General features: G+C 71.8%; 22 protein-coding genes. 6 read left to right on the forward strand and 16 right to left on the reverse strand.

Annotated elements, in window-relative coordinates; translation table 11 throughout:
* Positions 1-162 precede the first annotated feature (162 nt).
* The gene (locus tag QE374_RS08665) at positions 163-4,920 is read left to right on the forward strand and encodes an SCO7613 C-terminal domain-containing membrane protein (protein WP_309733996.1); all 4,758 of its coding nucleotides are present in this window, start codon (positions 163-165) and stop codon (positions 4,918-4,920) included.
* On the opposite strand, the gene QE374_RS08670 is transcribed toward QE374_RS08665, so the two are convergent.
* The 8 genes from QE374_RS08670 to QE374_RS08705 are packed head-to-tail and all read right to left on the reverse strand — an operon-like array spanning position 4,904 to position 11,900.
* Positions 4,904-5,587, reverse strand: a complete 684-nt coding sequence (locus QE374_RS08670) for a DNA-3-methyladenine glycosylase (protein WP_309736649.1) — start codon at positions 5,585-5,587, stop codon at positions 4,904-4,906. The genes QE374_RS08665 and QE374_RS08670 overlap by 17 nt on opposite strands.
* A complete protein-coding gene (locus tag QE374_RS08675) occupies positions 5,584-7,002 on the reverse strand; it encodes a hypothetical protein (protein ID WP_309733998.1) in 1,419 nt (472 codons plus the stop codon). Before QE374_RS08675 ends, QE374_RS08670 begins: the two co-directional genes overlap by 4 nt.
* Positions 6,992-7,756: a TIGR03943 family putative permease subunit gene (locus QE374_RS08680; protein WP_309734001.1), complete on the reverse strand. Its 765-nt coding sequence runs from the start codon at positions 7,754-7,756 to the stop codon at positions 6,992-6,994. Before QE374_RS08680 ends, QE374_RS08675 begins: the two co-directional genes overlap by 11 nt.
* On the reverse strand, positions 7,749-8,789 hold the full coding sequence (locus QE374_RS08685; protein ID WP_396653328.1) for a permease: 1,041 nt from the start codon (positions 8,787-8,789) through the stop codon (positions 7,749-7,751). The genes QE374_RS08680 and QE374_RS08685 overlap by 8 nt, the downstream gene beginning before the upstream one ends.
* Positions 8,773-9,183, reverse strand: coding sequence for a transcriptional repressor (locus QE374_RS08690; protein ID WP_309734003.1), 411 nt, complete (start codon positions 9,181-9,183; stop codon positions 8,773-8,775). Before QE374_RS08690 ends, QE374_RS08685 begins: the two co-directional genes overlap by 17 nt.
* Positions 9,184-9,229: 46 nt before the next feature.
* Positions 9,230-10,090 carry a metal ABC transporter permease gene (locus QE374_RS08695; protein ID WP_309734005.1) on the reverse strand — a complete coding sequence of 287 codons (861 nt, stop codon included), beginning with the start codon at positions 10,088-10,090 and terminating at the stop codon, positions 9,230-9,232.
* Positions 10,087-10,908: an ATP-binding cassette domain-containing protein gene (locus tag QE374_RS08700; protein ID WP_309734008.1), complete on the reverse strand. Its 822-nt coding sequence runs from the start codon at positions 10,906-10,908 to the stop codon at positions 10,087-10,089. Before QE374_RS08700 ends, QE374_RS08695 begins: the two co-directional genes overlap by 4 nt.
* On the reverse strand, positions 10,905-11,900 hold the full coding sequence (locus QE374_RS08705; RefSeq protein ID WP_309734010.1) for a metal ABC transporter solute-binding protein, Zn/Mn family: 996 nt from the start codon (positions 11,898-11,900) through the stop codon (positions 10,905-10,907). The genes QE374_RS08700 and QE374_RS08705 overlap by 4 nt, the downstream gene beginning before the upstream one ends.
* 260 nt (positions 11,901-12,160) lie before the next feature.
* Between QE374_RS08705 and QE374_RS08710 the strand changes: the two genes are divergently transcribed.
* Complete coding sequence (locus tag QE374_RS08710; RefSeq protein ID WP_309734012.1) at positions 12,161-12,982, forward strand: ornithine carbamoyltransferase; 822 nt, start codon at positions 12,161-12,163, stop codon at positions 12,980-12,982.
* Positions 12,983-13,201: 219 nt separating this feature from the next.
* Here the strand turns inward: QE374_RS08710 and QE374_RS08715 are convergent, their stop codons facing one another.
* From QE374_RS08715 to QE374_RS08730, 4 genes are all read right to left on the reverse strand, one after another.
* Positions 13,202-14,521 (reverse strand): dihydrolipoamide acetyltransferase family protein, encoded by a 1,320-nt coding sequence (locus QE374_RS08715; RefSeq protein ID WP_309734014.1) that lies wholly within the window; start codon positions 14,519-14,521, stop codon positions 13,202-13,204.
* A 202-nt stretch (positions 14,522-14,723) separates the two neighbouring features.
* Positions 14,724-15,707 (reverse strand): alpha-ketoacid dehydrogenase subunit beta, encoded by a 984-nt coding sequence (locus QE374_RS08720; RefSeq protein WP_234074023.1) that lies wholly within the window; start codon positions 15,705-15,707, stop codon positions 14,724-14,726.
* The gene (locus QE374_RS08725) at positions 15,704-16,810 is read right to left on the reverse strand and encodes a thiamine pyrophosphate-dependent enzyme (protein ID WP_309736654.1); all 1,107 of its coding nucleotides are present in this window, start codon (positions 16,808-16,810) and stop codon (positions 15,704-15,706) included. Before QE374_RS08725 ends, QE374_RS08720 begins: the two co-directional genes overlap by 4 nt.
* Positions 16,811-16,865: 55 nt before the next feature.
* A complete protein-coding gene (locus QE374_RS08730) occupies positions 16,866-17,963 on the reverse strand; it encodes a histidinol-phosphate transaminase (RefSeq protein WP_309734017.1) in 1,098 nt (365 codons plus the stop codon).
* Between the two features lie 48 nt (positions 17,964-18,011).
* On the opposite strand from QE374_RS08730, the gene QE374_RS08735 reads away from it, so the two are divergent.
* Positions 18,012-18,404, forward strand: a complete 393-nt coding sequence (locus QE374_RS08735) for a phage holin family protein (protein ID WP_309734019.1) — start codon at positions 18,012-18,014, stop codon at positions 18,402-18,404.
* On the opposite strand, the gene QE374_RS08740 is transcribed toward QE374_RS08735, so the two are convergent.
* Together QE374_RS08740 and QE374_RS08745 are read right to left on the reverse strand one after the other, a co-directional pair.
* Positions 18,376-19,692, reverse strand: a complete 1,317-nt coding sequence (locus QE374_RS08740; RefSeq protein WP_309734020.1) for a hypothetical protein — start codon at positions 19,690-19,692, stop codon at positions 18,376-18,378. The two genes, QE374_RS08735 and QE374_RS08740, sit on opposite strands and share 29 nt — an antisense overlap.
* Entirely contained in the window at positions 19,689-19,979 is a 291-nt protein-coding gene (locus QE374_RS08745) for a hypothetical protein (protein WP_309734022.1), read from the reverse strand. The genes QE374_RS08740 and QE374_RS08745 overlap by 4 nt, the downstream gene beginning before the upstream one ends.
* A 114-nt stretch (positions 19,980-20,093) precedes the next feature.
* Here QE374_RS08745 and QE374_RS08750 point away from each other — a divergent pair, with 114 nt between their 5' ends.
* Together QE374_RS08750 and purB are read left to right on the forward strand one after the other, a co-directional pair.
* Positions 20,094-20,597, forward strand: coding sequence for a low molecular weight protein-tyrosine-phosphatase (locus tag QE374_RS08750; protein WP_309734024.1), 504 nt, complete (start codon positions 20,094-20,096; stop codon positions 20,595-20,597).
* Positions 20,594-22,009 (forward strand): adenylosuccinate lyase, encoded by a 1,416-nt coding sequence (gene purB, locus QE374_RS08755; RefSeq protein ID WP_396653329.1) that lies wholly within the window; start codon positions 20,594-20,596, stop codon positions 22,007-22,009. The genes QE374_RS08750 and purB overlap by 4 nt, the downstream gene beginning before the upstream one ends.
* 208 nt (positions 22,010-22,217) lie before the next feature.
* On the opposite strand, the gene QE374_RS08760 is transcribed toward purB, so the two are convergent.
* Both QE374_RS08760 and QE374_RS08765 read right to left on the reverse strand, forming a co-directional pair.
* On the reverse strand, positions 22,218-22,568 hold the full coding sequence (locus QE374_RS08760) for an amino acid transporter (protein ID WP_309734028.1): 351 nt from the start codon (positions 22,566-22,568) through the stop codon (positions 22,218-22,220).
* Positions 22,565-23,200: an acyl-CoA synthetase gene (locus QE374_RS08765; protein ID WP_309734030.1), complete on the reverse strand. Its 636-nt coding sequence runs from the start codon at positions 23,198-23,200 to the stop codon at positions 22,565-22,567. The genes QE374_RS08760 and QE374_RS08765 overlap by 4 nt, the downstream gene beginning before the upstream one ends.
* Before the next feature lie 116 nt (positions 23,201-23,316).
* Here QE374_RS08765 and QE374_RS08770 point away from each other — a divergent pair, with 116 nt between their 5' ends.
* Positions 23,317-24,129: a shikimate 5-dehydrogenase gene (locus QE374_RS08770; protein WP_309734031.1), complete on the forward strand. Its 813-nt coding sequence runs from the start codon at positions 23,317-23,319 to the stop codon at positions 24,127-24,129.
* Positions 24,130-24,177: the final 48 nt, after the last annotated feature.

Consider the following 24,177-nt stretch of genomic DNA (forward strand, 5'->3'; position numbering starts at 1 on the left):
AGAAGTCAGTCTAGCACGCGCGGCGTGTCGCCTTGACGAGAGCCCTCCCCCGCCGCCTCAGCGCCCCCGTTGTCCACAGCACGCCGTGCGCTGACGCTCTCGACCGTTGCCGCACTGCCACGATGGCGTGACGGCTGCGACGCCGTCGATTCAGGGGAGACGATGACGGACACACCGCAGGGCGGCCGCTGGCCCGCATCCGCGCGCGAGCTCGGCGATCCGCACAAGTGCCCCTCCTGCTTCACGGTCATCAGCGGTTCGCCCTGCCCCGCCTGCGGGCAGCCGCTGGACGATCCGCGCATGGGGCAGGTCCTCGCGATCGGCCAGACGATGGCGGATGCGGAGGCCACGCGTCAGAGCATCATGACCGCCGTTCGCGAGAGCGCCGTGGCCGCGCGGCAGGCGGCCCTCGCGGAGCGCGCAGTCCTCGCCGAACAGGCCGCCGTCGCCGCTCGGCAGCAGGCCGTCCCGCCGGCCGTGGTCACCCCCGCTCCCGCCGCGCCCGAGCCCGCCGCGTCCGGCGCCGCGCGTGTGGGTCCCGCGCTCTCCGCACCTGTTGTCGCGGCCCCCGCATCCCCGCCGCCCGGGCCCCAGTCACCGACTCCCGCACCGGCGCCCCGCCGGCGCCGGCTCACTGTGCCGGTGCTGCTGCTCATCGTGGGTGTCTCGCTCGTCGGCGTCGCGGCGGTCTTCTTCCTCCTGCTCGCCTGGTTCGTGGCCGGCATCGCGTTGCGCGCGGTGATCGTGGCGGCGATCACGCTCCTCACGATCGGCGGCGCGTCACTGCTGCGGCGACAAGGCCTCACTGCCACGGCGGAGGGCGTCGCGGCACTCGGCGTCGTGCTGCTGGGACTCGACGCCTGGGCGGTGTACGCCAACGATCTGTTCGGCGCGGCGAGTTTCCGACCGGCCGTGTGGACGGGCATCGGCGCCTTCGCGGTGGCGGTCATCGGCCGCGCGTGGGCCCGCATCTCACGTCTGCGCACTCCCGATCTCGCGGCATCCCTCGCACTCCCCGCGGGGATCGGGTTCCTGGTCGGCGGCGCCGTCGCAGTGCCGCCGCCCGAGGCGCTGATCGCGGGACTCCTCGGCGCCGCGGTCGGCGGGCTCGCGCATGCGCTCCCCGCGCCCGCATCCTCGGCACGGTCGGGCGAGACCGGCGCCGTCGAGCGCTTCGTGCTCGCGATCGTCGGCCTGTTCGCCCTCGCGGTGGGCGCGCTGCTGACGCCGCTGTTCGCCGAAGGGATCGGCGCAGCCGTCTGGGCCAACGCCGGCGTGGTCGTGATCGGCTCGGCGTACGCGTTCGTGCTGCGCCCCGCCGCATCTGAGCGCGTCGCCGGCGCGTGGCTCGGCGCCGCGGCATCCGTTCTGGCTGCCCTCTCCCTCGCGACCGCCGGGTGGCAGCTCGCCGCCCGCAGCGATCTGCCCGTGTTCGGCGTGCTCGTGGCGCCGGTCCTGGCGGTCGCCACGGCGGTCGCGCTGGATCGTCTGCGGGTGCGGCTGCCCTGGCTGGTTCCCGCCGCCATCGCCGCCGGGGTGGTCGCGGTCTGCTCGCTCGCCGTGCACATCCTGATGTGGTCGACGCGAGCAGCGCTCGCGATCTCCGGCAACTGGTCGCTGTGGCGCACGCCGGCGTTCGAGTCCGCCGGCGGCTCGCTCGAGATCCCGCTCCTGGCACTCGTCGCCGCCGCGGTGCTCAGCGTGCTCCTCTTCGTCGCGCCCGCGGCACGACGAGACGCCGTGCGCCACCTCCGCCCGATCGTGGGCACCCTCCTGCTGACCTCCGCCGCGGGCCTCACCCTGATCCCCGCGGCGGCAGTCGCGGGCGGCGTCGTCGTGGCGGCCGCATCCGTCGTCGCGATGCGCCGCCGCGCCGACACGACGGGATGGGTCGTCGCGGGCTTCATCGGCGCCGGCACCGCGTACCTGACCGGCCTGTCGGCGATCTGGCTGTGGGTCGCCGCGGTCGCCGTCGCCTCGCTGCTGCCGGTGGCGCACCGGCTCGCCGCGCGCGCGGCCGGCGGGCTCGCCGTGGCCTTCGCCGTCCTTCCGATCGGCGTGCTCGCGGTGTCCGCGACGATCGCGCCGAATGCGCTGTCCGTGCAGCTCGGCGGCGCATCGGATGCCGCCGCCGCGGGCTGCGCGTTCGTGCTGCTGCAGTGGGTCGCCCTGGTGGCGGCGCTCGCCTCGTTGCTCGGCTGGCGCGACGCCGCATCGCGCCGGGCGCTCGCCCTCGCGACGACGGTGCTGCTCGCCGTCTCCCTGCCCGCTGCGGCGGCACTGGGCACCTCGCCGCTCGCCGAGCGCGCCCTGCTCGAGCCGGGGCTGGGCATCGCACGAGCGGCCCTGCTGGTCGTCGCGTTGATCGCGCTGACCGCGCGACACCGTGAGAGCCCGGTCGCCTGGGCGAGCGCCGCGTTCGTCGCGCTCGCCGCGGCATCCGGCGCGGTGGCTCTGCTCGCCCTCATCGTCGCGCCGCGGTTCGCCGCTGCGCTCGTGACGGCCGCGGTCGCCGCGGTCGTCATCGCCGGCGGTGCGGCCCTCGCGCTCCGTGTCCGCGTGCCGCGTGTGCGGCTCGCGGCGGATCTGGGCGCGGCGGTCGTCATCCTGCTGGCGGCGTGGCCGACTCCCCTCCCGGGCGGTCGGGTGCTCTTTCCGATCCCTGCCGAGTGGCGCGGGACGTTCGTCGCGATCATCGCGATCGCGATCGGCGCCGCATCCGTCACGCGGGGCTGGCGCGCCCAGCGGGCCGGCGGAGTGCCCGTGACCGCTGCGCCCCGACGCCTCCTGGCCTGGCCGGCGTTCGCGGGAGCGACCGCCGCGCTGTGGCTGTGGCTCGGGTCGGCATGGCCAGACGCCGCTCTGGAGGCGTACGTGGTTCCACCGGCCGTGGGCCTCGTCGCCTTCGCGGTCCTGCTGAGCAGACTCGGCCGCATCCCCGAGGCAACGGTGGCAGCGGCGGTCGGTGTGGGGGTGGGACTTCTGCCGCTCGCGGCCACCGCACTGAGCGCGGACGCGACGCGCGGAATCGTCGCGGCAGCGATCGCCGCGGCCGTCGCCGGCGCGTCGGCGTTCCTTGCGCGCCTTCGTTCGTCCGCCCCCGGGCTCGCCATGGCCGCTACGGCGCTCGGTGCGCTGCTCCTGGCGACCAGCGGCCTCGTCGTCACCGGACCCGAGGTGGCGGGCCTGTGGGCGGCGGCCGCCGTGGCGGTCACGCTGATCGTCAGTGCCGGTCTCGCACGCGAGGCCTCGGCCGCCGCGGTGAGCGTCGCGACCGTGGCCGGACCCGTTGCGACCTTCGTGGCCGCAGCCGCCGTCGTCATCGCCGTCGCGACGCACGGCTCGTTCGCTGTCGGCCTGACCCTCGTCCTCGTCCTGCTCGCGCTGCACCTGGTCTCCGCCGGTGCGCACCGGGTCCCACTGACGCCGGCACTGCGCTGGACGACGTGGGCCGTCGCGCTGGTGGCCGGCGCCCTGATGTTGGCCGGCGGAGTGTTCACCGAGGTCGAGCCGGCCTTCGCGCCCGCCGGCGTCGCGCTCGCGGCGGGTGCGGTCGTCGCCGCGCTCCGCGCCGACCGCACCAGTCCCCTCGAGAGGACCGCCTGGCTGGCGGGCCTCGCGATCACCGCTCTGCCGAGCGTTCTCGCCCCCGTCGAACCGCTGCGCACGTGGCTCGTGATCTCGCTGGCGCTCGCGGCCGCCCTCATCCTCGTTCTGGCTCCCCTGCCCGACATCGGCCGCCTCAAGACGCCCTCCGCGCTCGTACTCCTCGTCGCGGTCTGGGCGATGGCGGTGCGCAGCGCGGGAACGGATGCGACGGCACCCACGATCGCGTCTCTGGTCGCCGGTATCGGCACGGTCGCGGTGGCGGTGGGTATGGTCCGGATCGGCGCGCGGGCGGGCGTGCCCTCCTCCGTCGCCGCGGTCGGCTCGACCTTCGTGGTCGCGAGCGTCGCCCTGCGGCTCGACGGGGCACCGGCGACGACGGCCGTGACGATGATCTCCGCGGCGCTGGTCGGTGTGGCGTCCGCCCTCGTGCTCGGACGCGAGCGCTGGCGGGGCGTCGCGGCGGTCGCGGCGGTCGCGAGCGCGGCGACGCTGGCCACGGCGGCGGGAACCCGCATCCTGCTCCTGACGGATCTTCCGGGCGCGCTCTTCACGATCGAACCGGAGATCTGGACTCTCGCGGCGTTGGGGCTCGTCACCGCCATCGCGGTCGCCGCGCTGCGCACCCGTTCCGGCAGCCATGTCGACATCGCCGCCATGATCGTGCTCTCGGCAGGGGTGGGCGCGTTCACGATCGCCGAGCTCGCCGCGTTCGAGGGCGCGCAGTTCACGCTCCGCGTCCTGCTGATCATGGTCACGCTCAGCGCGGCGGGAACCGCGGGGTGGGCGCTGCGTCGCCGGAACGGCCTCGTGCTGCTGGGCGCCGCCGGCGCCTTCGCCCTCGTCACCGCCGCGTCGACGGCACCCGCGGTCATCACGATGATTGAGGTCATCACCGCGCCGCCCGCCGTCGCGGGACTCGCGGTGGGCATCGCCCGGATGCGGGCCGAACCCGCGCGGCGCTCATGGCCCGCGCTCGGAGGCTGGCTCGCCCTGCTGACGCTGCCGTCGCTCGCGTACGACATCGACCCGGACGCGGCACTGTGGCGCGTCGTCGCACTGGGTGCCGTGGCCATCGCCCTCGTCGTCATCGGAGCGGTCCGTGCTCTGCAGGCGCCGCTCGTGGTGGGCTCGGCGGTCCTGCTCGTTCACGCGATCGCCCAGCTGTGGCCCTGGATCGCCGCGGCCTACGTCGCGTTCTGGTGGCTGTGGCTCGGACTCGGCGGAGTGGCGCTCATCTTCCTGGCGGCCCGCTACGAGAAGCGGATGCGGGCCCTCAAAGCGGCCTTCGCCGCGGTCACCGCGCTGCGCTGAGTCCGGGACCGGCGCCGCGCCCCCAGCGGAACGCCGAGACGGTGGGGTCGCCGGGGATCCAGAAGCGCCACGGGAACTCGTCGCCGCCCGCGACACCCGCCACCCCGACGCGCGGGCCGGTGGCGATGTCCCGGCGCGGGCTGGCCGGCAGGAGGAGTCGGGCGCGTGCGCCCGCCCTCATGCCGCCGGTCACGGCGTCGATGCCGTCGTGCACGGGATGGCGGAGGCCCGAGGCATCACCGAGACGCCCCGGCCCGCGGGCCAGGTCGCGGTCGTGGCGCACGACACCGCGCTCGCTGCGGCGGCGACGGGCCGCATCCGCGCCCTCGACGACCTCCGCGCCACGCAGGAGCACACCGCCGGCGACCCCCGCGGGCCCGCACACCACGTTCACGCACGAGTGGATGCCGTGGCTCAGGTACACGTAGAGGTGCCCGGGCTCGCCCCACATCGTGGCGTTGCGCGGCGTCGGCCCCATGCGGGCGTGTGAGCCGGGATCGGGGACGTCACCGGTGCCGCGGCCGTGGTACGCCTCGACCTCGCTGAGGCGCAGCACGACGCGTTCGCCGTCCCGTTCGGTCTCCAGCAGCGCGTCGAGCAGAAGCGGCGCCACCTCCACCGGTAGGGCGCTGAGCACCTCGCGTGTGGCCAGCACATGGGTCGTCATCGCAGCGGGACCCGGCACCAGGAGATGTCGAAGGCGCCGAGGCTGGACACCTCGGTCTCGCTGTCGAGATCAAGGATGTGGGTCTCGACCGTCTCGGGAACCGGCAGGGCGTAGCTCGTCACGTAGGGGTTCTTCGCCGCATCCGGCTGCACGAGCACGGCCGCGTAGCGACCGGACGGTGAGACGCAGGTCTGCAGCAGCGCCGAACTCGCCGCCACCGTGAACACCGGCTTGGCGTGGCCCTCGCCGTCGACCAGCAGGAGCGAGGAGCCGGCACCGTTCGGGTCGGTGTACTGACGCAGCGTCCGGTCCCCCGTCAGCGGCACCACGCCGCCGAGATATCCCGTCGCGTCCTGCGCCGAGACGAGCGGTTCCTCCGAGCCGTCGACGAGCGAGATCGTGACCAGCCCGTCGGCGCGGAGCACGATCGCGGTGGTCGAGCCGCGGGCGATGCCCTCGATCTGCGCGGCCGCCCCCAGGTCGACGGGGTTCGCCCCCGACGGCGGCGCGAGCAGTAACCGGCCCTGGAACGAGAGCATGAGGATGCTGTCGGTGTCGGGGACGAAGCTCCACTGCGCGACGCTCGCCGGCTCGCCCGACACGTCGATGCGGGTCGGCGGGGTGTCGGCATCGGCAGGCTTGAGCGAGGCGGTGTAGAGCACGCTCGCCCGCGCCCCCGCGGCCGACATGTCGGGATCCGTGTAGGTGTAGCCGATGGTCTCGCCGCGGTCGGCGGTCTGCAGGTCCTGAACGGGTCCCGTGCCGGGCAGGGGCAGCGAGCGTTGTCCCGTTCCGTCGGGGTCGGTCACGATGAGTTCGTTCGAGCCGTCGTCGTCCACGACCGACATCACGAGATGCGCGCTCGTCGCGCGGAAGTCCTCGATGTGCCGGTGCGTGAAGACGGGGACGGCGTCCTCGCCCGACAGCGACGTGCGAAAGACCGTGTCGTTCTCGCCGTCGTCGCCGCGCTGGAGCAGATACACCGACAGCGGCGGGGTGCGGAAGCTCTCAGTGAGCGTGACGGCCGCATCCGATCCCTGTCCCGTGACACCCGAGACGGTGACCGTGTAGTCGGTGTCGTCGCGCAGGGGCAGCGTGAAGCGCACGCCGATGCTGCGACCCGACGTCTCGACGGCGAAGTCCGCCACCGGGCTGACGGTCACCTGCGACGGGTCGATCGAGGTGAGCGTCTGCGTCGTGGTGAGGATCAGGCGTGAGCCGGATGTGGACACCGCCGCCTGCGAGTCGAACTGTACGTTCGTCACCCGCGGCCCCTGCAGGGTCCCGACGGCCCCCGCGGCGGCGCCCGCGAGCGCCAGCACGGCCAGCACGATCGCGAACGCCCCGAGATACGCGCGGATGCGGCGGCGGCGCGCCTGCTCACGCCGCGAGGGGCGCTGAGCGTCAGTACTCATACGGATCGCTCGGCTCGTCGATCGGCGTGACCTGCTCGGCGACGATCGCCAGCTGCCCGGATCCGGTCGCGCGCACCGTGCCCGAGACGGTGACCCACTGTCCGGTGGACGGCGCGGCCGCATCCGCCGAGATGGCCAGACGCGCGGGCTGCGCGTCGATCACGCAGTGTGTGATGACCAGACGGCTCAGATCGAACCCGCCGTCGATGTCGCCGCTGACGAAGCCCGTCAGGGTCACCGCGTCACCCTCGAACGCGTCGGGGTTGGTGGCCGTGGCGAACACCGCGGCCCAGTCCCCCACCCCGAACTTCGACGTGTCGCCGGTGGAGGCGAGCGAGACCACATCCGATCCGGCGAACAACGGCGGTGCGCCGACGTCACGGGATGCGGCGAGCTCCGCAGACAGGGACGCCGGCGGAAGCGCCAGCATCGTCACCACGACGCCCGAGGCGAGCACGCCGCCGGCCACCGCGGCCACGGCTCCCGCCGACACGCGGCGTTCGTGCCCGTGAGGCGGGTGATCCTCATCGTGGGCGTCGCCGTGGTCGTGACCGTGGTCGTCCTCCGCACCCAACGGCAGGACGAAGCTCAACGCCGTTCCGACGAGCACGACGACGGCCATGCCGATCGCGAACCACGCGCCGTCCGGGTTGATGTACAGGCCGATGCGACCGGTCACGGCCAGCACGAGGGTGATGACGGCGAGGGCTGCGGCGAGCCCCGCGCCCAGCCAGCGGGTGAGAACGCTACGCAAGGAGATTCACCACCGCTCCGAGCGCGAAGGCGAACAGCAGCACGGTCGTGACGATCCCGACGAGCGCGCGGGTGGTGAACGTCGTGCGCAGCAGAGCGATCATCTTCACGTCCACCAGCGGACCGGTCACCAGGAAGGCGACGAGCGAGCCGGGGGTGAACGTCGAGGCGAACGAGAGCGCGAAGAAGGCGTCGATGTTCGAGCAGATCGAGACGACGATCGCGAGCATCATCATCGCCACGATCGACAGCACGGGGTTCGAGCCGATCGCCAGCAGTGCGTTGCGGGGCACGAGCACTTGCACCGCGCCGGCGAGCGCGGAGCCGATGACGAGCGCGGGCATGACCGCGCGCAGCTCGACGAGGAACTGCGCGAGGGAGCGGCGCCCGCGGCCGCCGCGCTCGTGCACGACGACCTCGCACGTCGCGCGGAAGCGATCGGTCAACAGCGCGTCGGGCGCCGGGTGGCGGCTGTAGAGCCAGCCGATGAGGTTCGCCACCGCATAGCCGCCCACGAGGCGCGCGATCAGGATGCCGTCGCTGAAGCCGAAGGCCTGGTGCGTCGTGATGATCACGATGGGATTCACGATCGGCGCAGCGATCAGGAAGGTCATGGTCTCGGAGACGCTGAAGCCGCGCATGAGCAGGCCGCGCGCGAACGGGACGTTGCCGCATTCGCACACCGGCACGATCATGCCCAGCAGCGACAGCACCGCACGCCGCGCCCAGGCGCGACGCGGCATCCACCGCTCCAGGACCCCGGCCGGCAGCCACACCTGGACGAGGATCGAGAGCACGACGCCCAGCGCCACGAACGGCAGCGACTCGATGAGCACGCTGAGCGCGAGGGTGACTCCGTCCTGCAGGCGCGTGGGGACGTCCGCCGGCAGCAGGTGCGGCACGAAGATGTAGATCGCCGCCATGACGACGATGAGCGCCAGTCCGAGACTCAGCGCCACGGACGTACGCGAGCCGGACGAGCGCCGCGGCGACGCCGACCTCGCGCGCTCGGTGCGACTAGTCGTCACGCTCATTCGTCCGGGCGGCGGTGCACGCACCGCAGAGCCCGAAGATGTCGACGACGTGCTCGGCCGAGGTGAAGCCGTGGCTCGCGGCCGTGCGCTGGGCCCACTCCTCGACCTCCGAGGCCTCGATCTCGACGGTGAGACCGCACTGCCGGCAGATGAGGTGATGGTGGTGCCCGCTCGTCACGCAGGCGCGGTAGAGGTTCTCGCCCTCGGGGCTCTGCAGCGAGTCGGCGTCACCGCCGGCGGCCAGCCCCGCGAGGGCGCGGTAGACCGTGGCCAGGCCGATGCCGGTGTTGTCGTCGCGCAACCGCGCGTGCAGCGTCTGGGCGCTGACGAAGCCCTGCGCGTCGGAGAGGGCTTCGCGGACGCGCTCGCGCTGCCAGGTATTGCGCTGAGCCATGCCCGAATCCTACCCGCGCACCCTGGCAGCGGGCCGGGCGCTGTTCTCAGACGGCACGCGTCATGCGGTCGCGGCGTGCGCCGATCGCGCGACAGACGATGTAGATGACGAAGGAGATCGTCGTGATGTACGGGCTCACCGGCAGGGTGCCCGCCACCGCGAGCAGGATCCCGCCGACGGCGGAGACGACGCCGAACAGGGCCGCCCACAGCGGCACGGCGAGCGGGCCGGTCGAGATGCGCATCGCTGCCGCGGCGGGGGTCACGAGCAGCGCGAGTACGAGCAGGGCGCCGATGATGTGCACGGCGACGGCGACGATGAGCCCGAGCAGCAGCATGAAGGCGAGCGAGACCGCCCTCGTGGGCACCCCGCGCGCGGCGGCCGACTGGGGATCCAGCGAGTCGAAGCGCAGCGGGCGCCAGATGAGCAGCAGGCCCACCAGCACAACGGCGGCGATCGCGATGAGCGCGCCGAGCTGCCCCGTCTGCACGGAGACGATCTGCCCCGTGAGCAGGCTGAACCGGTTGGCGCTTCGTCCGTTGTACAGCGAGAGGAAGAGGATCCCGAGGCCGAGGCCGAACGGCATCAGGACACCGATGATCGAGTTCCGGTCACGCGCGCGGGAGCCGAGCCAGCCGATGAGCGCGGCGGCGATCATCGAGCCGACGATGGACCCCGTCACGACGTCGAAGCCGAGGAGGAGGGCGGCAGCGGCGCCGGCGAAGGAGAGTTCGCTGATGCCGTGCACCGCGAAGGCCATGTCGCGCTGCATCACGAACACGCCGACGAGACCGCCGACGATGCCGAGGACGGCGCCCGCCCACACGGAGTTCTGGACGAGCTCCAGGATCTGGCCGTACTGGGCCACGCCTCCGAACAGCGCGTCGCCGACGTCGCTCCAGTTCATGCGTGGTCCTCGGGGTCGTGATGGTGGTGGTGCGACTGCTCCGCATCCGGCGCTCCGACGACGACGAGGCGCCCGCCCGCGCGGAGCACGTGCACGGGAGCCCCGTAGAGGTCGCTGAGCACGGCGGAGTCGAGCACCTGGTCGGGGGTGCCGAGCATGAAGGTGCCGCCGGCGATGTAGAGGATGCGGTCGACGGTGTCGAGCACCGGATTGATGTCGTGGGTCACCAGCAGGACGCCGGCCTGACGCTCCCGGCGATGCCGGTCGATCAGCGACACCACGGCCTGCTGGTTCGCGAGGTCGAGACTCGTCAGCGGCTCATCGCACAGCAACAGGCGCGGGTCGTCGGCGAGCGCCTGCCCCACGCGGAGCCGCTGCTGCTCCCCGCCCGAGAGGAGCCCGACGGGACGCTCGGCGAAGGTCTCGGCGCCCACGGCGGTGAGGAGCTCGTCGACGCGCGCTCGGTCGCGACGGCGGGAGATCGGCAGACCGAATCGGTGGCCGTCCACGCCGAGCGCGACGACGTCGCGGCCGCGCATCGAGGTGTCTCGTGGCAGCGGGCGCTGCTGGGGGATGTAGCCGATGCGCCGGTTGCCCGCCCGGGTGACCGGCGCCCCGAGAGCGGTGATGGTTCCCTCACTGAGCCTGTCGAGGCCGAGGATCGCCCGCAGCAACGTGGTCTTTCCCGCGCCGCTGGGTCCGAGCACGGCGACCAGCTCGCCGGGCGCGACGGTCAGATCCAGCCCGCGCCACAGCTCGCGTCCGCCGCGCCGGAGCGCAGCGGACGCGATGACGAGCGGGTCGCGCTCGGCCGTCACTTGTCGAGGGCTCCGGCGAGGTCCTCGATGTTCTTCTGCATCCACTGGATGTAAGTCTGGTCGTCCGGACGCGTTTCCGTGAACTCGAGCACCGGAATGCCCGCGGAACCCGCCGCGTCGATGATCTGCGTCGTCTCGGCGCCGCCCGCCTGCGCGTTCGCGATGACCACCTTCACCTCGCCCGACTTGACCTCGTTGAGAGCCGCCAGCAGCACGGCCGCGGGCACGTCCTGACCCTCTTCGACGGCCTCGCTGAACTCGTCCGGCGTGGCGTTCTCGAGTCCGGCCGCGGCGATCAGGTAGCCGGGCACCGGCTCGGTCACGAAGACCTCGGCACCGCCGTGGGCGGCCTTGATGTCGTCGAGGGACTTCTCGAGTCCGGCGACCTGCGCGAGGAACGCGGTCGAGTTCGCCTGGAACGTGTCCGCCTTGTCGGGGACGAGACGCGAGAGCTCCTCGGTGATGGCCTCGGTCACGTGCTCGATCGTGTGCGGGTCGTACCAGACGTGCTCGTTGAAGCCCTCGATGTGGTCGTGGTCGTGCTCGAGCTCGGAGTGCGGGCTCGCCTCGAGCTCGTCCGTGTCGTGCTCGGTCGCCTCGGTGCCCTGCCAGCTGTCGGAGTACTCGGCGGCCACGATCACCGGCGCCTCGGACTTGCTCGCGTCGATGAGCGAGTCCATGAACGCGTCGTACCCGCCACCGTTCTGGATGATCAGGTCGGCCTTCTGGACCGTCAGCTGGTCGGCCGCGGTGGCCTCGTAGTCGTGGGGGTCCTGCGCGGCGGACGAGATCACGGGCGTGATCGTGGCCGCATCCCCCGCGATCTCCTCGGCGATCTGGCTGTAGACGTTCGTCGAGGTGACGATGGTGATCGCGCCGTCGGAGGCGGAGCTCTGCGACGGCGCGGCCGTGGCCGACGCGCATCCGGCGAGCGTGAGGGCGGCGCCGGCGACGAGGGCGGGCGCGAGGAGAAGTCGGGTCTTCAGGGGCATGGCGGTCACTCTACGCCTACTGATAATCGTTATCAAACTCGGTACGGGCGCTTCCCCACGTCCGGCGCGCCCGGCCCCTGCCCTTGCCGCCCCTGTGCCCTCCCTGTGCCCGAGTTGCGTCGCATGTGCGCAGTTGCGCCACTTCTGCGCACATGCGCCAGTCATTGACAGGCGCAGTTGCGCAGAAGTGTGGCCCCTGCACGGGTTGGCGCCGGACGGATGCGGTGAGCCAGCCGCATCCGCGTCGATACGGTGGCGGGATGCGCTCCCTCATCCGCCTCGACGACTGGACATCCACCGACATCGAGCAGGTCTTCGCCCTCGCCGACGCGTACGGGACGGGGCGCGGGCCGAAGACGTCCGGCTGCGCGGTGATGTTCTTCCCTGCGACAAGTCTCCGCACCCGCGTCACGTTCGAGCGCGGTGCGGCGCTCATGGGACTGCAGCCGGTCGTCCTTCCCGAGTCGACGCTCGACAAGCCGGAGGCGCATGCGGACGTCGCGAACTATCTCGCCGGCTGGGCCGACCTCGTCGTCGCGCGTCATGGCGACATCGGCGTGCTGGAGGCGCTCGCGGACCCGGGTGCGCTTCCGATCGTGAACGCGATGACCAGCACCAACCACCCTTGCGAGATCCTCGCCGATCTGTGGATGCTGCGACAGAACCGCGATCTCGCTGCGACACGCTTCCTGTTCGTCGGGCCCGACGGCAACATCTCGCGCGCGTGGCAGGAGGCCTCTCGCGCACTCGGGCTCGACCTGGTGCAGTGTTCCCCGTCCGAGCTGCGCACACCGGGCGCGCGATGGGTCGAGGACCTCGCTACCGCCATCCGCTCCGCCGACGTGATCGTGACGGATGACCCCGCAGACCACGCGCGGATCCTCGAGCCGTATCGGATCACCGCATCCCTGCTGGATGCGGCGTCTCGCGGTGTCCAGCTGAACCCGTGCCCGCCGTTCATCCGCGGGCGGGAGGTCAGCGAGGACGCGGTGGCGCATCCCGCTTTCGTCGGTCACGCGTTCAAGCGGGCGCTCCTCCCCGTGCACCAGGCCGTGATGGCCTCCTGCCTCGGGCTCGGATAGCCGGCCTCGCTGCGGGACGAGTGCCGGCTGGGCCGCATCCGCCACACTTCTGCGCAGGTGCGACAGGAGATGACTGTGGCGGATGCGGAAACCTGTCGCATCTGCGCATGTGCGACGCAACTCGGGCACAGGCGGACACCCCACCGCGGACGGGACCCCCGCCCCGGACACCGCCGCCGCGGACGGGACCCCGAGCAGGAGCACGGGCCGGGCGCGGGGTCACTCCACGAGGAGGGCGGGCTCCTCGAGGACGGCGGCGACGTCGGCGATGAATCGGCTCATGCCGTCGCCGTCGATGACGCGGTGGTCGAACGAGCCGGACACCGTGGTCACGAAGCGCGGGCGCACCTCGCCGTCCACCACCCACGGCTTCTGACGGATCGTTCCCATCGCGATGATCCCTGCCTCGCCCGGGTTGATGATGGGGGTTCCCGCATCCATCCCGAAGACGCCGATGTTGGTGATCGTGATGGTGCCCTGCTGCTGGTCGGCGGGAGGGGTCTTGCCCTCTCGCGCCGTGAGCGTCAGGCGCTCCAGGGCCTTCGCGAGCTCGCGCATGCTCAGGTTCTGGGCGTCCTTGATGTTCGGGACGATGAGTCCGCGCGGCGTCGCCGCCGCGATGCCGAGGTTCACGTAGTGGCGGAGGTTGATCTGCGCACCGTCGTCACCGTCGACCCAGGCGGCGTTGACCATGGGCGTGCGACGCACCGCCCAGATGACCGCGCGGGCCATGATCAGCAGCGGCGAGACCTTCGTGTCGGCGTAGTCGGGCGACGCCTTCAGGCGCTTCACGAGCTCCATCGTGCGCGTCGCGTCGACGTCGGTCCACACCGTCACGTGCGGCGCGGAGTAGGCGCTGCGCACCATGGAGCCGGCGGTCGCCTTGCGCACGCCCCGCACCGGGATGGACTCCTCGCGCGGGTCGGCTTCGGCGACGGATGCGGCGACCGGGATCGTCTCCTCGCGTACCTCGGGCCACTCGGGCGTCTCGATGTTGCGGAAGACGCTCGCCTGCGACGCGTGCTTCACCACGTCGTCGCGCGTCACCTCGCCACCGGCGCCGCTGGGCGTCACGGCGGAGAGGTCGACGCCGAGGTCGCGAGCGAGCTTGCGGATCGGCGGCTTCGCCACGACGCCGGCGGCGGATGCGGCAGGTGCCGCGGCGGGCTTGCGGCGGCGCGAGGTGACAGCACCGGCGGAGCCGTAGCCGACGAGGACGGAACCGCCTGCCTCGGGCTCGGCCGCGGAGGCCGGGAGTCCCGGGTCGCCGGGGGCGGGGACATCGGATGCGGGAGCCGCCGCATCCGCGATCGTGATGATCGGGGCACCGACATCGACCGTCTGCCCCTCTTCGACGAGCACCTCGCCGACCACGCCGGCGAAGGGCGAGGGCAGCTCGACGAGCGACTTCGCCGTCTCGATCTCGACGATCACGTCGTTGACGGCGACGGTGTCGCCGCTCTTGACGTGCCAGGTGACGATCTCGGCATCGGTGAGACCCTCGCCGACATCCGGGAGGTGGAAGGTCTGCGTGCTCATTGCGGTTCCTTTCGCCGGTTCCTCACCCTCGAGACTGGGCCCACGCGTCCAGAGGCTCCGCGGCAGCGTAGCGGCCGTGGAGTGGACGTGGGGACATGTTTGCGACGAGATCACGGTCGTTACCCGTGATCTCGTGCTCGAAATGCAGTCTCGCGGTCATGAGGGGGTGAGGGGCGGGGATGTGGGGATGAGGGGGACGGGGTCAGTAGGCGAGGGCGCGGTCGACGGCCTCGAGGATGCGGTCGGCGTCGGGCAGGTACTGCCCCTCGAGCTTGGCGGGCGGGAAGGGCACATCGAACCCGGAGACGCGCAGCACCGGGGCCTCGAGCGAGTAGAACGCGCGCTCGGTGACGGTCGCGGCGATCTCGGAGCCGAGCGAGGTGAACTGCGGGGCCTCCTGCGCGTAGACCATGCGGCCCGTGCGGGCGACGGAGTCGAGGATGGGGCCGTAGTCCACGGGCGAGAGGGAGCGCAGGTCGATGACCTCGCAGCTGGTCCCCTCGCTCTCGGCGAGCGCGGCCGCCTGCAGCAGCGTCGAGACCATGGCTCCGTGTCCGACGAGCGTCACATCGGTGCCCCGCCGCACGATGCGGGAGGCGTGCAGGGGCAGCGCACGAGCCGAGAGGTCCACCTCGCCCTTGGGCCAGTAGCGGCTCTTCGGTTCGAGGAAGACGACCGGGTCGTCGGAGGCGATCGCGTCCTGGATCATCCAGTACGCATCGTTCGGCGTAGACGGGCTCACCACGCGCAGGCCCGGGGTGTGCGTGAAGTACGCCTCGGGGCTCTCCTGGTGATGCTCGACGGCGCCGATGTGCCCGCCGTACGGGATGCGGATGACCACGGGCATGCGCAGCGCGCCCTCGTGGCGGTTGGTCAGCTTGGCCAGCTGCGTGGTGATCTGGTCGAAGCCGGGGAAGACGAAGCCGTCGAACTGAATCTCGCACACGGGGCGGAACCCGCCCATCGCGAGACCGATCGCCGTGCCGATGATGCCCGACTCGGCGAGCGGGGTGTCGATCACGCGGTTCTTGCCGAACTCGGCCTGCAGCCCCTCGGTGACGCGGAAGACGCCCCCGAGCGGGCCGATGTCCTCGCCCATCAGCAGCACGCGGTCGCTGTCGCGCATGGCCTGGGCCATGCCCGCGTTCAGGGCCTTGCTCATCGGCAGGGTGGTCATCTCGCTCATGCCTGACCTCCCTCGAGGGATGCTTCGTACTCGGCGAGCCAGCGCTTCTGCTCGGCGACGAGCGGATGCGGCTCGCTGTACACGTGGTCGAACATCATGTCCGTGCCGATGGATCCGAGCGCGACCGTGCGGGCGCGGACGTCTTCGGCGTAGTCGGCGGCGGCCGCATCCACGTCGGCGAAGAATGCGTCCGACGCGCCCCGCGAGCGCAGGTAGGCCGCCATCCGGGCGATCGGGTCGCGCTCGGCCCACGACTGCTCCTCCGCCGAGGTGCGGTACTTGGTCGGGTCGTCGCTGGTCGTGTGCGCACCCATGCGGTACGTCATCGCCTCGATCGCGCGGGGTCCGCCGCCGGCGCGCGCCTCATCGAGGGCCTGGCGGGTGACGGCGAAGCTCGCCAGCACGTCGTTGCCGTCGACCTGCACGCTCGGCATGCCGTAGCCCTCGCCGCGAAGGTAGAGCGGCGCCGAGGCCTGTGTGGCGACGGGGACGGAGATGGCCCACTGGTTGTTCTGGAGGAAGAACACCTGCGGCGCGCGATAGCTCGCCGCGAAGACCATCGCCTCGTGCACGTCGCCCTGGCTGGACGCACCGTCGCCGTAGTAGACGATGACGGCCTCGTCGCGATCGATATCGCCGCTGCCCGTCTTGCCGTCGAAGACGAGGCTCATGCCGAAGCCCGCGGCGTGCAGCGTCTGCGAGCCGAGCACGAGCGTGTAGATGTGCGTGTTGCCGTTCTTCGGGTCGTACGGGTTCCATCCACCGTGCGTGAGTCCGCGCATGAGCCGCACGATGTCGATCGGATCGACGCCGCGGATGGTGCACACGACATGCTCGCGATACGAGGGGAAGAGGTGGTCCTGGGCCCTGGCAGCATGGGCGGAGCCGACCTGCGCGGCCTCCTGACCCCAGCTGGGCGGCCACAGGGCGAGCTGGCCCTGACGCTGCAGGTTCGTCGCCTGCCGGTCGAAGGCGCGCACGACCACCATGTCGCGGTAGAAGGTCTCGAGCTGGGCGTCGTCGATCGCGGCGACGGCGGCGAGGTAGGGCTCGGCGGCGGGGGTCGGTGCGAACGATCCGTCCGCTGCCAGCACCCGCACCATCCGCGCGTCGTCGTCGGCCGGAGAGAGAGCGTCGGGCGAGGTCACGGGCTCTACGCTATCTGCTGGCGGGATGGCCCTCTGGGAGGTCGCGCACAACGGATGCGGCAATTCGTAGGATCTGCTCGACAGACTCCTCTTCGCCGATCGAGATCCGCAGGCCGTCTCCCGCGAAGGCGCGGACCACCAGGCCGCCCTCGTCGAAGGCCGCCGCAGCGTCCGTCGTGGCCTCGCCCGTGGCGAGCCAGACGAAGTTCCCCTGCGCATCGGGAACCCGCCATCCGGCGTCACGGAGACCCGCGACCACGCGGTCGCGGCGCTCGGCGATCACCCGCACGCGCTCGAGCAGCTCGGCGTCGGCGTCGAGGCTCGCGAGCGCCGCCTCTTCGGCGGTGGCGGTGACCGAGAGCGGGATGGCGACGGCGCGCGCCGCATCCAGCACGCGACGGTGGCCGATCGCATATCCGATGCGCAGCCCCGCAAGCCCGTAGGCCTTGGAGAAGGTGCGCAGGGCCACGACGTTCGGGCGGGTGACGCCCGTGCGGCGGAGGCCGTCGACCGCATCCGGCGCCGTCACGAACTCGGCGTACGCCTCGTCGAGGATCACGAGCACGTCGGCGGGGACCGCGTCGACGAAGGTGTCGAACTCGTCCTGCGTCACGACCGGGCCCGTGGGGTTGTTCGGGCTGCACACGATGACGGCGCGGGTGCGCGACGTGATCGCCGCGGCCATCGCGACCAGGTCATGACGCCCATCGGCCGTCAGCGGCACCTCGACGCGGTCGGCACCGGCGACCGTGACGAAGCTCGGGTACGCCTCGAAGGACCGCCACGCGTAGACGACTTCGTCGCCGGGGCCCGCGACTGCGAGGACCAGCTGCGAGAGCAGCGATGCACTTCCGGCACCGATGTGCACCTCGTCGGCGTCGACGCCGTAGCGCTCGGCCAGACGCACGCGGAGCCGGGCCGCGGTCGCGTCCGGGTAGCGGTTCACCGTCTCGGCGGCGCGGAGGGCGGCCAGCACACGCGGCAGCGGCGCGAAGGGGTTCTCGTTGCTCGAGAGCTTGAACGCATCGGCGCCGGCGGGCTTGCCCTGTCGGTAGACCGGCAGGGCCGCGATCTCTGGGCGCACACGAACGGGAATCGGCTCTGTCACACCGAGAGTCTAGGAGCGCGGATGCGGGGCGCGTGCCACACTTCCGGCATGGGCTTTCTCATCCGCGTCGTGGTGAATGCGTTCTCGATCTGGGTCGTGACCCTCATCCCGGTCCTCGGCGTCAGCGTCATCGCGTTCCCGCCGGGCGGAACGCTCGAGATCGTGCTGTCACTGCTGATCGTGGCGCTCGTCTTCGCGCTGGTGAACACGATCGTCGGATCGGTCGTGAAGGTGATCGCCTTCCCGCTCTACGTTCTGACGCTCGGCTTGTTCTCGCTCGTCGTCAACGGCTTCCTGCTGTGGCTGACCAGCTGGATCACCGAGTTCTGGGATTGGGGCCTTCGGGTCGAGAGCTTCTGGTGGGGAGTCGTCGCGGCCCTCGTCATCGCCGTCATCAACGGCATCTTCGGCGTCATCCTGCGCCCGAAGCGACGGGACTGACCGCACCGGCGCGGCGTCTGGGCGCGGCGTCGATCTGACGCGCCCCGAACTCCTGCGTCGAGATGAGACGGGCGCCCTCGAGCTCGGCCATGCGATCGTGCACCTCGGCGACGCGCGGATCGGCCGAGGCGTCGACGAGCCCCGCGGTTTCTGCGTAGGCGGTGAGGTGGTGCGCGGGCAGTCCGAGATCCTGCGGGCCCGGCGCGGGGTCGACGACGCGCGTGGCGACGAAGCTCCCCTCCGCCCCCACGCGGGCGGCGAATCCTCCGCCGGCCAGCATCGCCACCGGGTCGTCGCCATGCCGGAGGTCGACGGCGATCGCCTCGGGGCCGGGGTCGGCGGCCGTCGGGGAGCCCGCCGTTCCGACGACCCGCACGTCGTAGTCGCCGGTCGCCGCGACCTGGCCCACCAGCATCCCGCCCTGCGAGTGGCCGTACAGGTAGAGCGTGTCGCCGGGTTGCACACCCGCCTCGGCGAGCATCGCCGTCAGCGCCAGGTAGGCGTCGGACTGCTCGCCGCCGTACCCCTGGACGTTCGAGACCATGTCCCACACCTCGTCGCCCCCGAGCCCGCTCGTGCCGGCCACGTACACGGCGTACGCGGTGCCGGATGCGGTCGCGTACTTCTCGATGCGCACCCGCGCCTCGCCGCCCTGCGGGATCCGGCCGAGCGCCGGTGCGAGTGCCGCGGGGGCTGCAGCCGGACGCTCCGCCGGGGGAAGCGGCACGATCTCGGGCACGGGTCGCCCCGTCGGCGACAGGTGCGTGCCGAACGGGATGCGGCCGCGGACCGCGGTGAGGCGCGCGATGGCCGCCCCCGAGGCCAGGCTCGCCCCCGCGAGGAAGGGCATCAGCAGGGTGAACCACGCCCAGCCGTCGCCGAGGCCGGCATCCGCTCGCAGCAGCTCCGTCGCCCCGGGGTAGGCCCGCTCGATCGCAGCGATGCCCTCTCGAGCGCGCGCGACGGCATCCGCGTCTCCTGCGGCGGATGCGAGAGCGGCCTCGGCCCGCATCTCGGCGAGCTCGTACACCGCCGCGCACATCAGCAGGCTGTCCTGCTGCTCCCGCGCGCGATCGGCCAGCGCGCCCACCTCGCGCATGCGGTCGTCCTGGGTGAGCCCCAGCACCGGCAGCATGTGCGCGCTGATCCGCGCATCGGCGCGGGCGATGTCGGCGACGGCCTCGTCCAGCCGCGCCGCCGCCCCCACGAGCACCGCCGCCGCATCCCGCAGCCGCGCCGTGTCGACGGCGACCGCCCCGCCGGAGGAGATGCCGACCTCGTCGCTCACGACGACCACCATCCGAAGAGGTTTCCGCCGCCCGTGACCAGGGCTTGACTGCGGATCTCGGCGATCACGTCGTCGAGCGCGAGCAGGCGCCGACGCTCGTCGGCGAGCCCGGCGGCCCAGGCGTCGTGCGCGAGCTGGAAGGCGCGCATCGCGGGCGAGGCCCAGGCCGTCGCCGCGGCGAGGCCCGTGGCGTCGCGGATGACCGACTCGATGAGCTCGACGGCTGCGAGCACGTCGCGCCGTGCCGCATCGAAGGAGAAGACGACATCGTCGAGGGTGTCTGCCATTCCCCGATGCTCGCCCCGTGTCACAGGGGCGCGCGGCGGCCGCATCCGGTCCGAGGATCGCTCGCCGCAAGATCGCGGCTGTGCAGGAGAGGTCGTCGGGACCACAATGGACCCATGCCCGCGTCCTCGCCGTTCCGCGTGGTCTTCGTGTGCACCGGGAACATCTGCCGATCCCCGATGGCCGAGATCGTCTTCCGCTGGTTCGCCGAGTCGGTGGGTCTCGGCGACCGCGTGGTCTCCACGAGCGCCGGCACCGGTGACTGGCACGTCGGCGAGCCCGCCGATCCGCGCACGGTCGAGGCCCTCGAGCGCCACGGGTACGACGGCCGGCATCACCGCGCCCGGCAGTTCGACTTCACGGACTACGAGCGCAACGACCTGGTCATCGCCCTCGACCGGTCGCACGAACGCAACCTGCGCGCGTGGGCGCGATCGGAGAACGACTCGGACAAGGTCGTGCTGCTGCGTGCGTTCGACCCGCAGACCGACGACGGCCTCGACGTCCCCGACCCGTACTACGCAGGCCCCGAGGCGTTCGACGAGGTGCTCGCTATGATCGAGAGCGCGTGCCGGGCGCTCTTCCGGCAACTCGAACCCGCCATCCGCTCCGCGGGATGACCCGCGCGGCCCACCGCCCTCGACGGAGTACCGTGTCGAACTTCCCCGCCCAGCCGCTCAGCCCCCTCGACGGCCGCTACCAGGCCGCCGTCTCCGCCCTCGGCGACTTCCTTTCGGAAGCGGGACTCAACCGCGCCCGCGTCGAGGTCGAGGTCGAGTGGCTCATCACCCTCACCGACCGGGGCCTGTTCGGACAGTCGCCGCTCTCGGACGCCGAGAAGGACTCCCTCCGCGCGCTCTACCGCGAGTTCGGTCAGGCAGAGATCGACTGGCTCGCCGAGCGCGAGGCCGTCACGCGTCACGACGTGAAGGCCGTCGAGTACCTCGTGCGCGATCGCCTGTCCTCCCTCGGACTCGACCGGATCGCCGAGCTCACGCACTTCGCCCTCACGAGCGAGGACGTCAACTCGACCTCGTACGCCCTCACGGTGCAGCGCGCCGTGACGCAGGTGTGGCTGCCGAAGCTGCGGCAGGTCATCGAGCGCCTGCGGGCGGTCTCGGTCGAGCTGGCGGATGCGGCGATGCTCGCCCGCACCCACGGCCAGCCCGCGACGCCCACCACGATGGGCAAGGAGATCGCCGTCTTCGCGTGGCGCCTGGAGCGGGTGCTCGCACAGCTGGAGTCCTCGGAGTACCTGGCGAAGTTCTCCGGCGCGACCGGAACCTGGTCGGCCCACCTCGCGGCAGATCCGGATGCGGACTGGATCGAGATCTCCCGCGGGTTCGTCGAGGGTCTGGGTCTCGGGTTCAACGAGCTCACCACCCAGATCGAATCGCACGACTGGCAGGTGGAGCTCTACGACCGCGCGCGGCACGCGGGCGGCATCCTGCACAACCTCGCCACGGATGTGTGGACCTACATCTCCCTCGGCTACTTCGCCCAGATCCCCGTGGCGGGCGCGACCGGTTCGTCGACCATGCCGCACAAGATCAACCCCATCCGCTTCGAGAACGCGGAGGCGAACCTCGAGATCGCGGGAGGCCTGTTCCAGACCCTAGCCGCGACCCTGGTCACGAGCCGCCTGCAGCGCGACCTCACCGACTCCACCACGCAGCGCAACATCGGCGTCGCGTTCGGTCACTCCCTTCTCGCGCTCGACAACCTGCTGCGCGGGCTCGGCGAGATCTCGCTCTCGCGCGAGGTGCTGCTGGCCGACCTGGACACCAACTGGGAGGTGCTCGCCGAGGCCATCCAGACCGTCATCCGCGCCGAGGTCGTTGCGGGCCGCTCGCAGATCACCGACCCGTACGCGCTGCTGAAGGAGCTCACCCGCGGCCACCGCGTCGGCGGTGCCGATCTCGCCGAGTTCGTGCGCGGCCTCGACATCGGCGACGCAGCGAAAGAGCGCCTGCTCGCCCTCACGCCCGCCACCTACACGGGCCTCGCCGCTTCCCTCGTCACCGGCGCCTGACCCGCGCGCGGCGGAGCTCGCCGCATCCGGGGCTGCGCCTCATCGGGGGCTGCGCCGCATCCGCCACCACGGCATGGGACCCGTCCCCTCTCCCCACGCGAGACTGCATTCCCAGCACGAGATCACTGTGTTTACCCGTGATCTCGTGCGAGAGATGCAGTCTCGCGGGATGGCAACGTCGCGCGCGAGCGGGCCGAGCCCGCGGGCGCTAGGCGCGGGGAGGGGTGTCGCCGTCGGCGGAGTCGGATGCGGGGCCGTCGCCGGATGCGTCCTCGGACTCTTCCTTGGGCAGCAGCACCGCGCGATCGACCGTGCGGTTCACCTGCGCCGGGTCGACCGCGAGCATGAGCAGGGCGATGATCACGAGCGTCGCGATGAAGGTGATCCCCGCGACGATCCCGCCGACCATGAGGGCGTGCCCCGACTGTCCGGCGACGCGGTTCTGGAAGAAGCCCATCGAGATGAGCGTGACGATTCCGGCGAAAAGGGCGGCCGCGAGAGCGAGCCCGATCAGCTGAGCGGGCTTCATGAGGTCGCGACGGGTGGGCTTGTCTGTCATGCCGCCTCCTCGGGCGCGGGGGCGGGCTCGCGGCGCGGGGAGAAGCCCGCGATCCCCAGGTAGACCGCGACGATCGCCGCGTAGCCGCCGAAGAGTCCGACGGCGATCGTGATGCCGGTGAGCGTGAAGGAGCCGGCCTCTTCGATGCTGTACTGCAGCGCGTAGGCGGGCTGGACGGCGAGGGTGCCGAGCGCGAGCAGCACACCCACGACGCCCACGGTCAGCCCGTCGCGTGCCTCGGAGCGCGCGACGCTGCCGCGCTCTGCGGCGCGCAGGCCCCGCAGGCCCGCGATGCCCTCGATGAGGCCGGTCACGAGCGCCCACGAGATCACGATCACGAAGAAGGCCAGCGTCGTGCGCAGGGTCGGGATGCCGGACACACCGCCCGCGATGAGGGTCAGAGCACCCAGCACGATGGGCAGGCGGCGCTGACCGGGGCCGTACACGAGCCAGGCCGAGAGCAGCCACACGATCGCCGACGCCATCGCGAAGCCGCTGAAGACCGAGAGCCCCACGGCCGCGGAGTGGTCCGGCGAGAACGTGATCATGACGGCCGCGACGGCCGCGAAGAGGGCTCGAACCAGCTGGAGGTGGCGCGGCTCGAAGGCGCGCGCGGAAGAACTGCTGGTCATGGCTCGACTCGTGAGGGTGGGTACGGCGGCGGAACGGATACCTCCAGTCTAGGTCGTGCTGATGAGGAGCCTGCCGTGAACGGACGGCGACGGCCGCGCGCGCGACACAATGAGGTGTGCCGATTCTCAACAAGGACATGACGCTGTGCATCTCGCTGGCCGGGCGACCCTCGAACATCGGGACGCGCTTCCACAACTACCTCTACGACGAGCTCGGCCTGAACTTCGTCTACAAAGCGTTCACGACCGATGACATCCGGGGAGCCATCACGGGGGTTCGCGCGCTGGGGATCCGCGGCTGCTCCGTGTCGATGCCCTTCAAGGAAGCCGTGATCCCGCTGCTCGACGAGATCGAGCCGTCCGCAGCCGCGATCGACTCTGTGAACACGATCGTCAATGACGGCGGCCGCCTGTCGGGCTCGAACACCGACTACGAGGCCGTCGCGCAGCTGCTCGCCGAGCATGCCGTCGACCCCACCGCATCCGTACTCGTGCGCGGATCGGGCGGGATGGCGAAGGCTGTCGTCGCGGCGTTCCACGGTGCGGGCTTCCTGGACCTCACCGTCGTCGCCCGCAACGCCGAGGCGGGGCAGGCGCTCGCGGAACGCTACGGCTTCCGCGCGGTCACGGAGGATCCGGCGCCGGGGCACGCGGTCATCGTGAACGTGACCCCGCTCGGCATGAACGGGGCGGATGCAGACGCGCTCGCCTTCAGTACGGCGCACATCGAGGCCGCAGAGCGTGTCTTCGACGTCGTCGCCTTCCCGTCCGAGACTCCCCTCATCCGTGCTGCGCGCGAACGCGGCGTCGCCGTCATCACGGGCGCCGAGGTCATCGCGCTCCAAGCGGCTCGGCAATTCGAGCGCTACACGGGCGTGACACCCACACCCGACCAGGTCGCGCGGGCCTCGGAGTTCTCGCGCGCCTGAGCAGACCAGACGGCCACGCACCGCGGATTGGCCCTCCTGGCGAGAAGC

Origin of the sequence: Microbacterium sp. SORGH_AS_0428 (assembly GCF_031453615.1) — a bacterium.
In the GTDB taxonomy this organism is placed as follows: domain Bacteria; phylum Actinomycetota; class Actinomycetes; order Actinomycetales; family Microbacteriaceae; genus Microbacterium.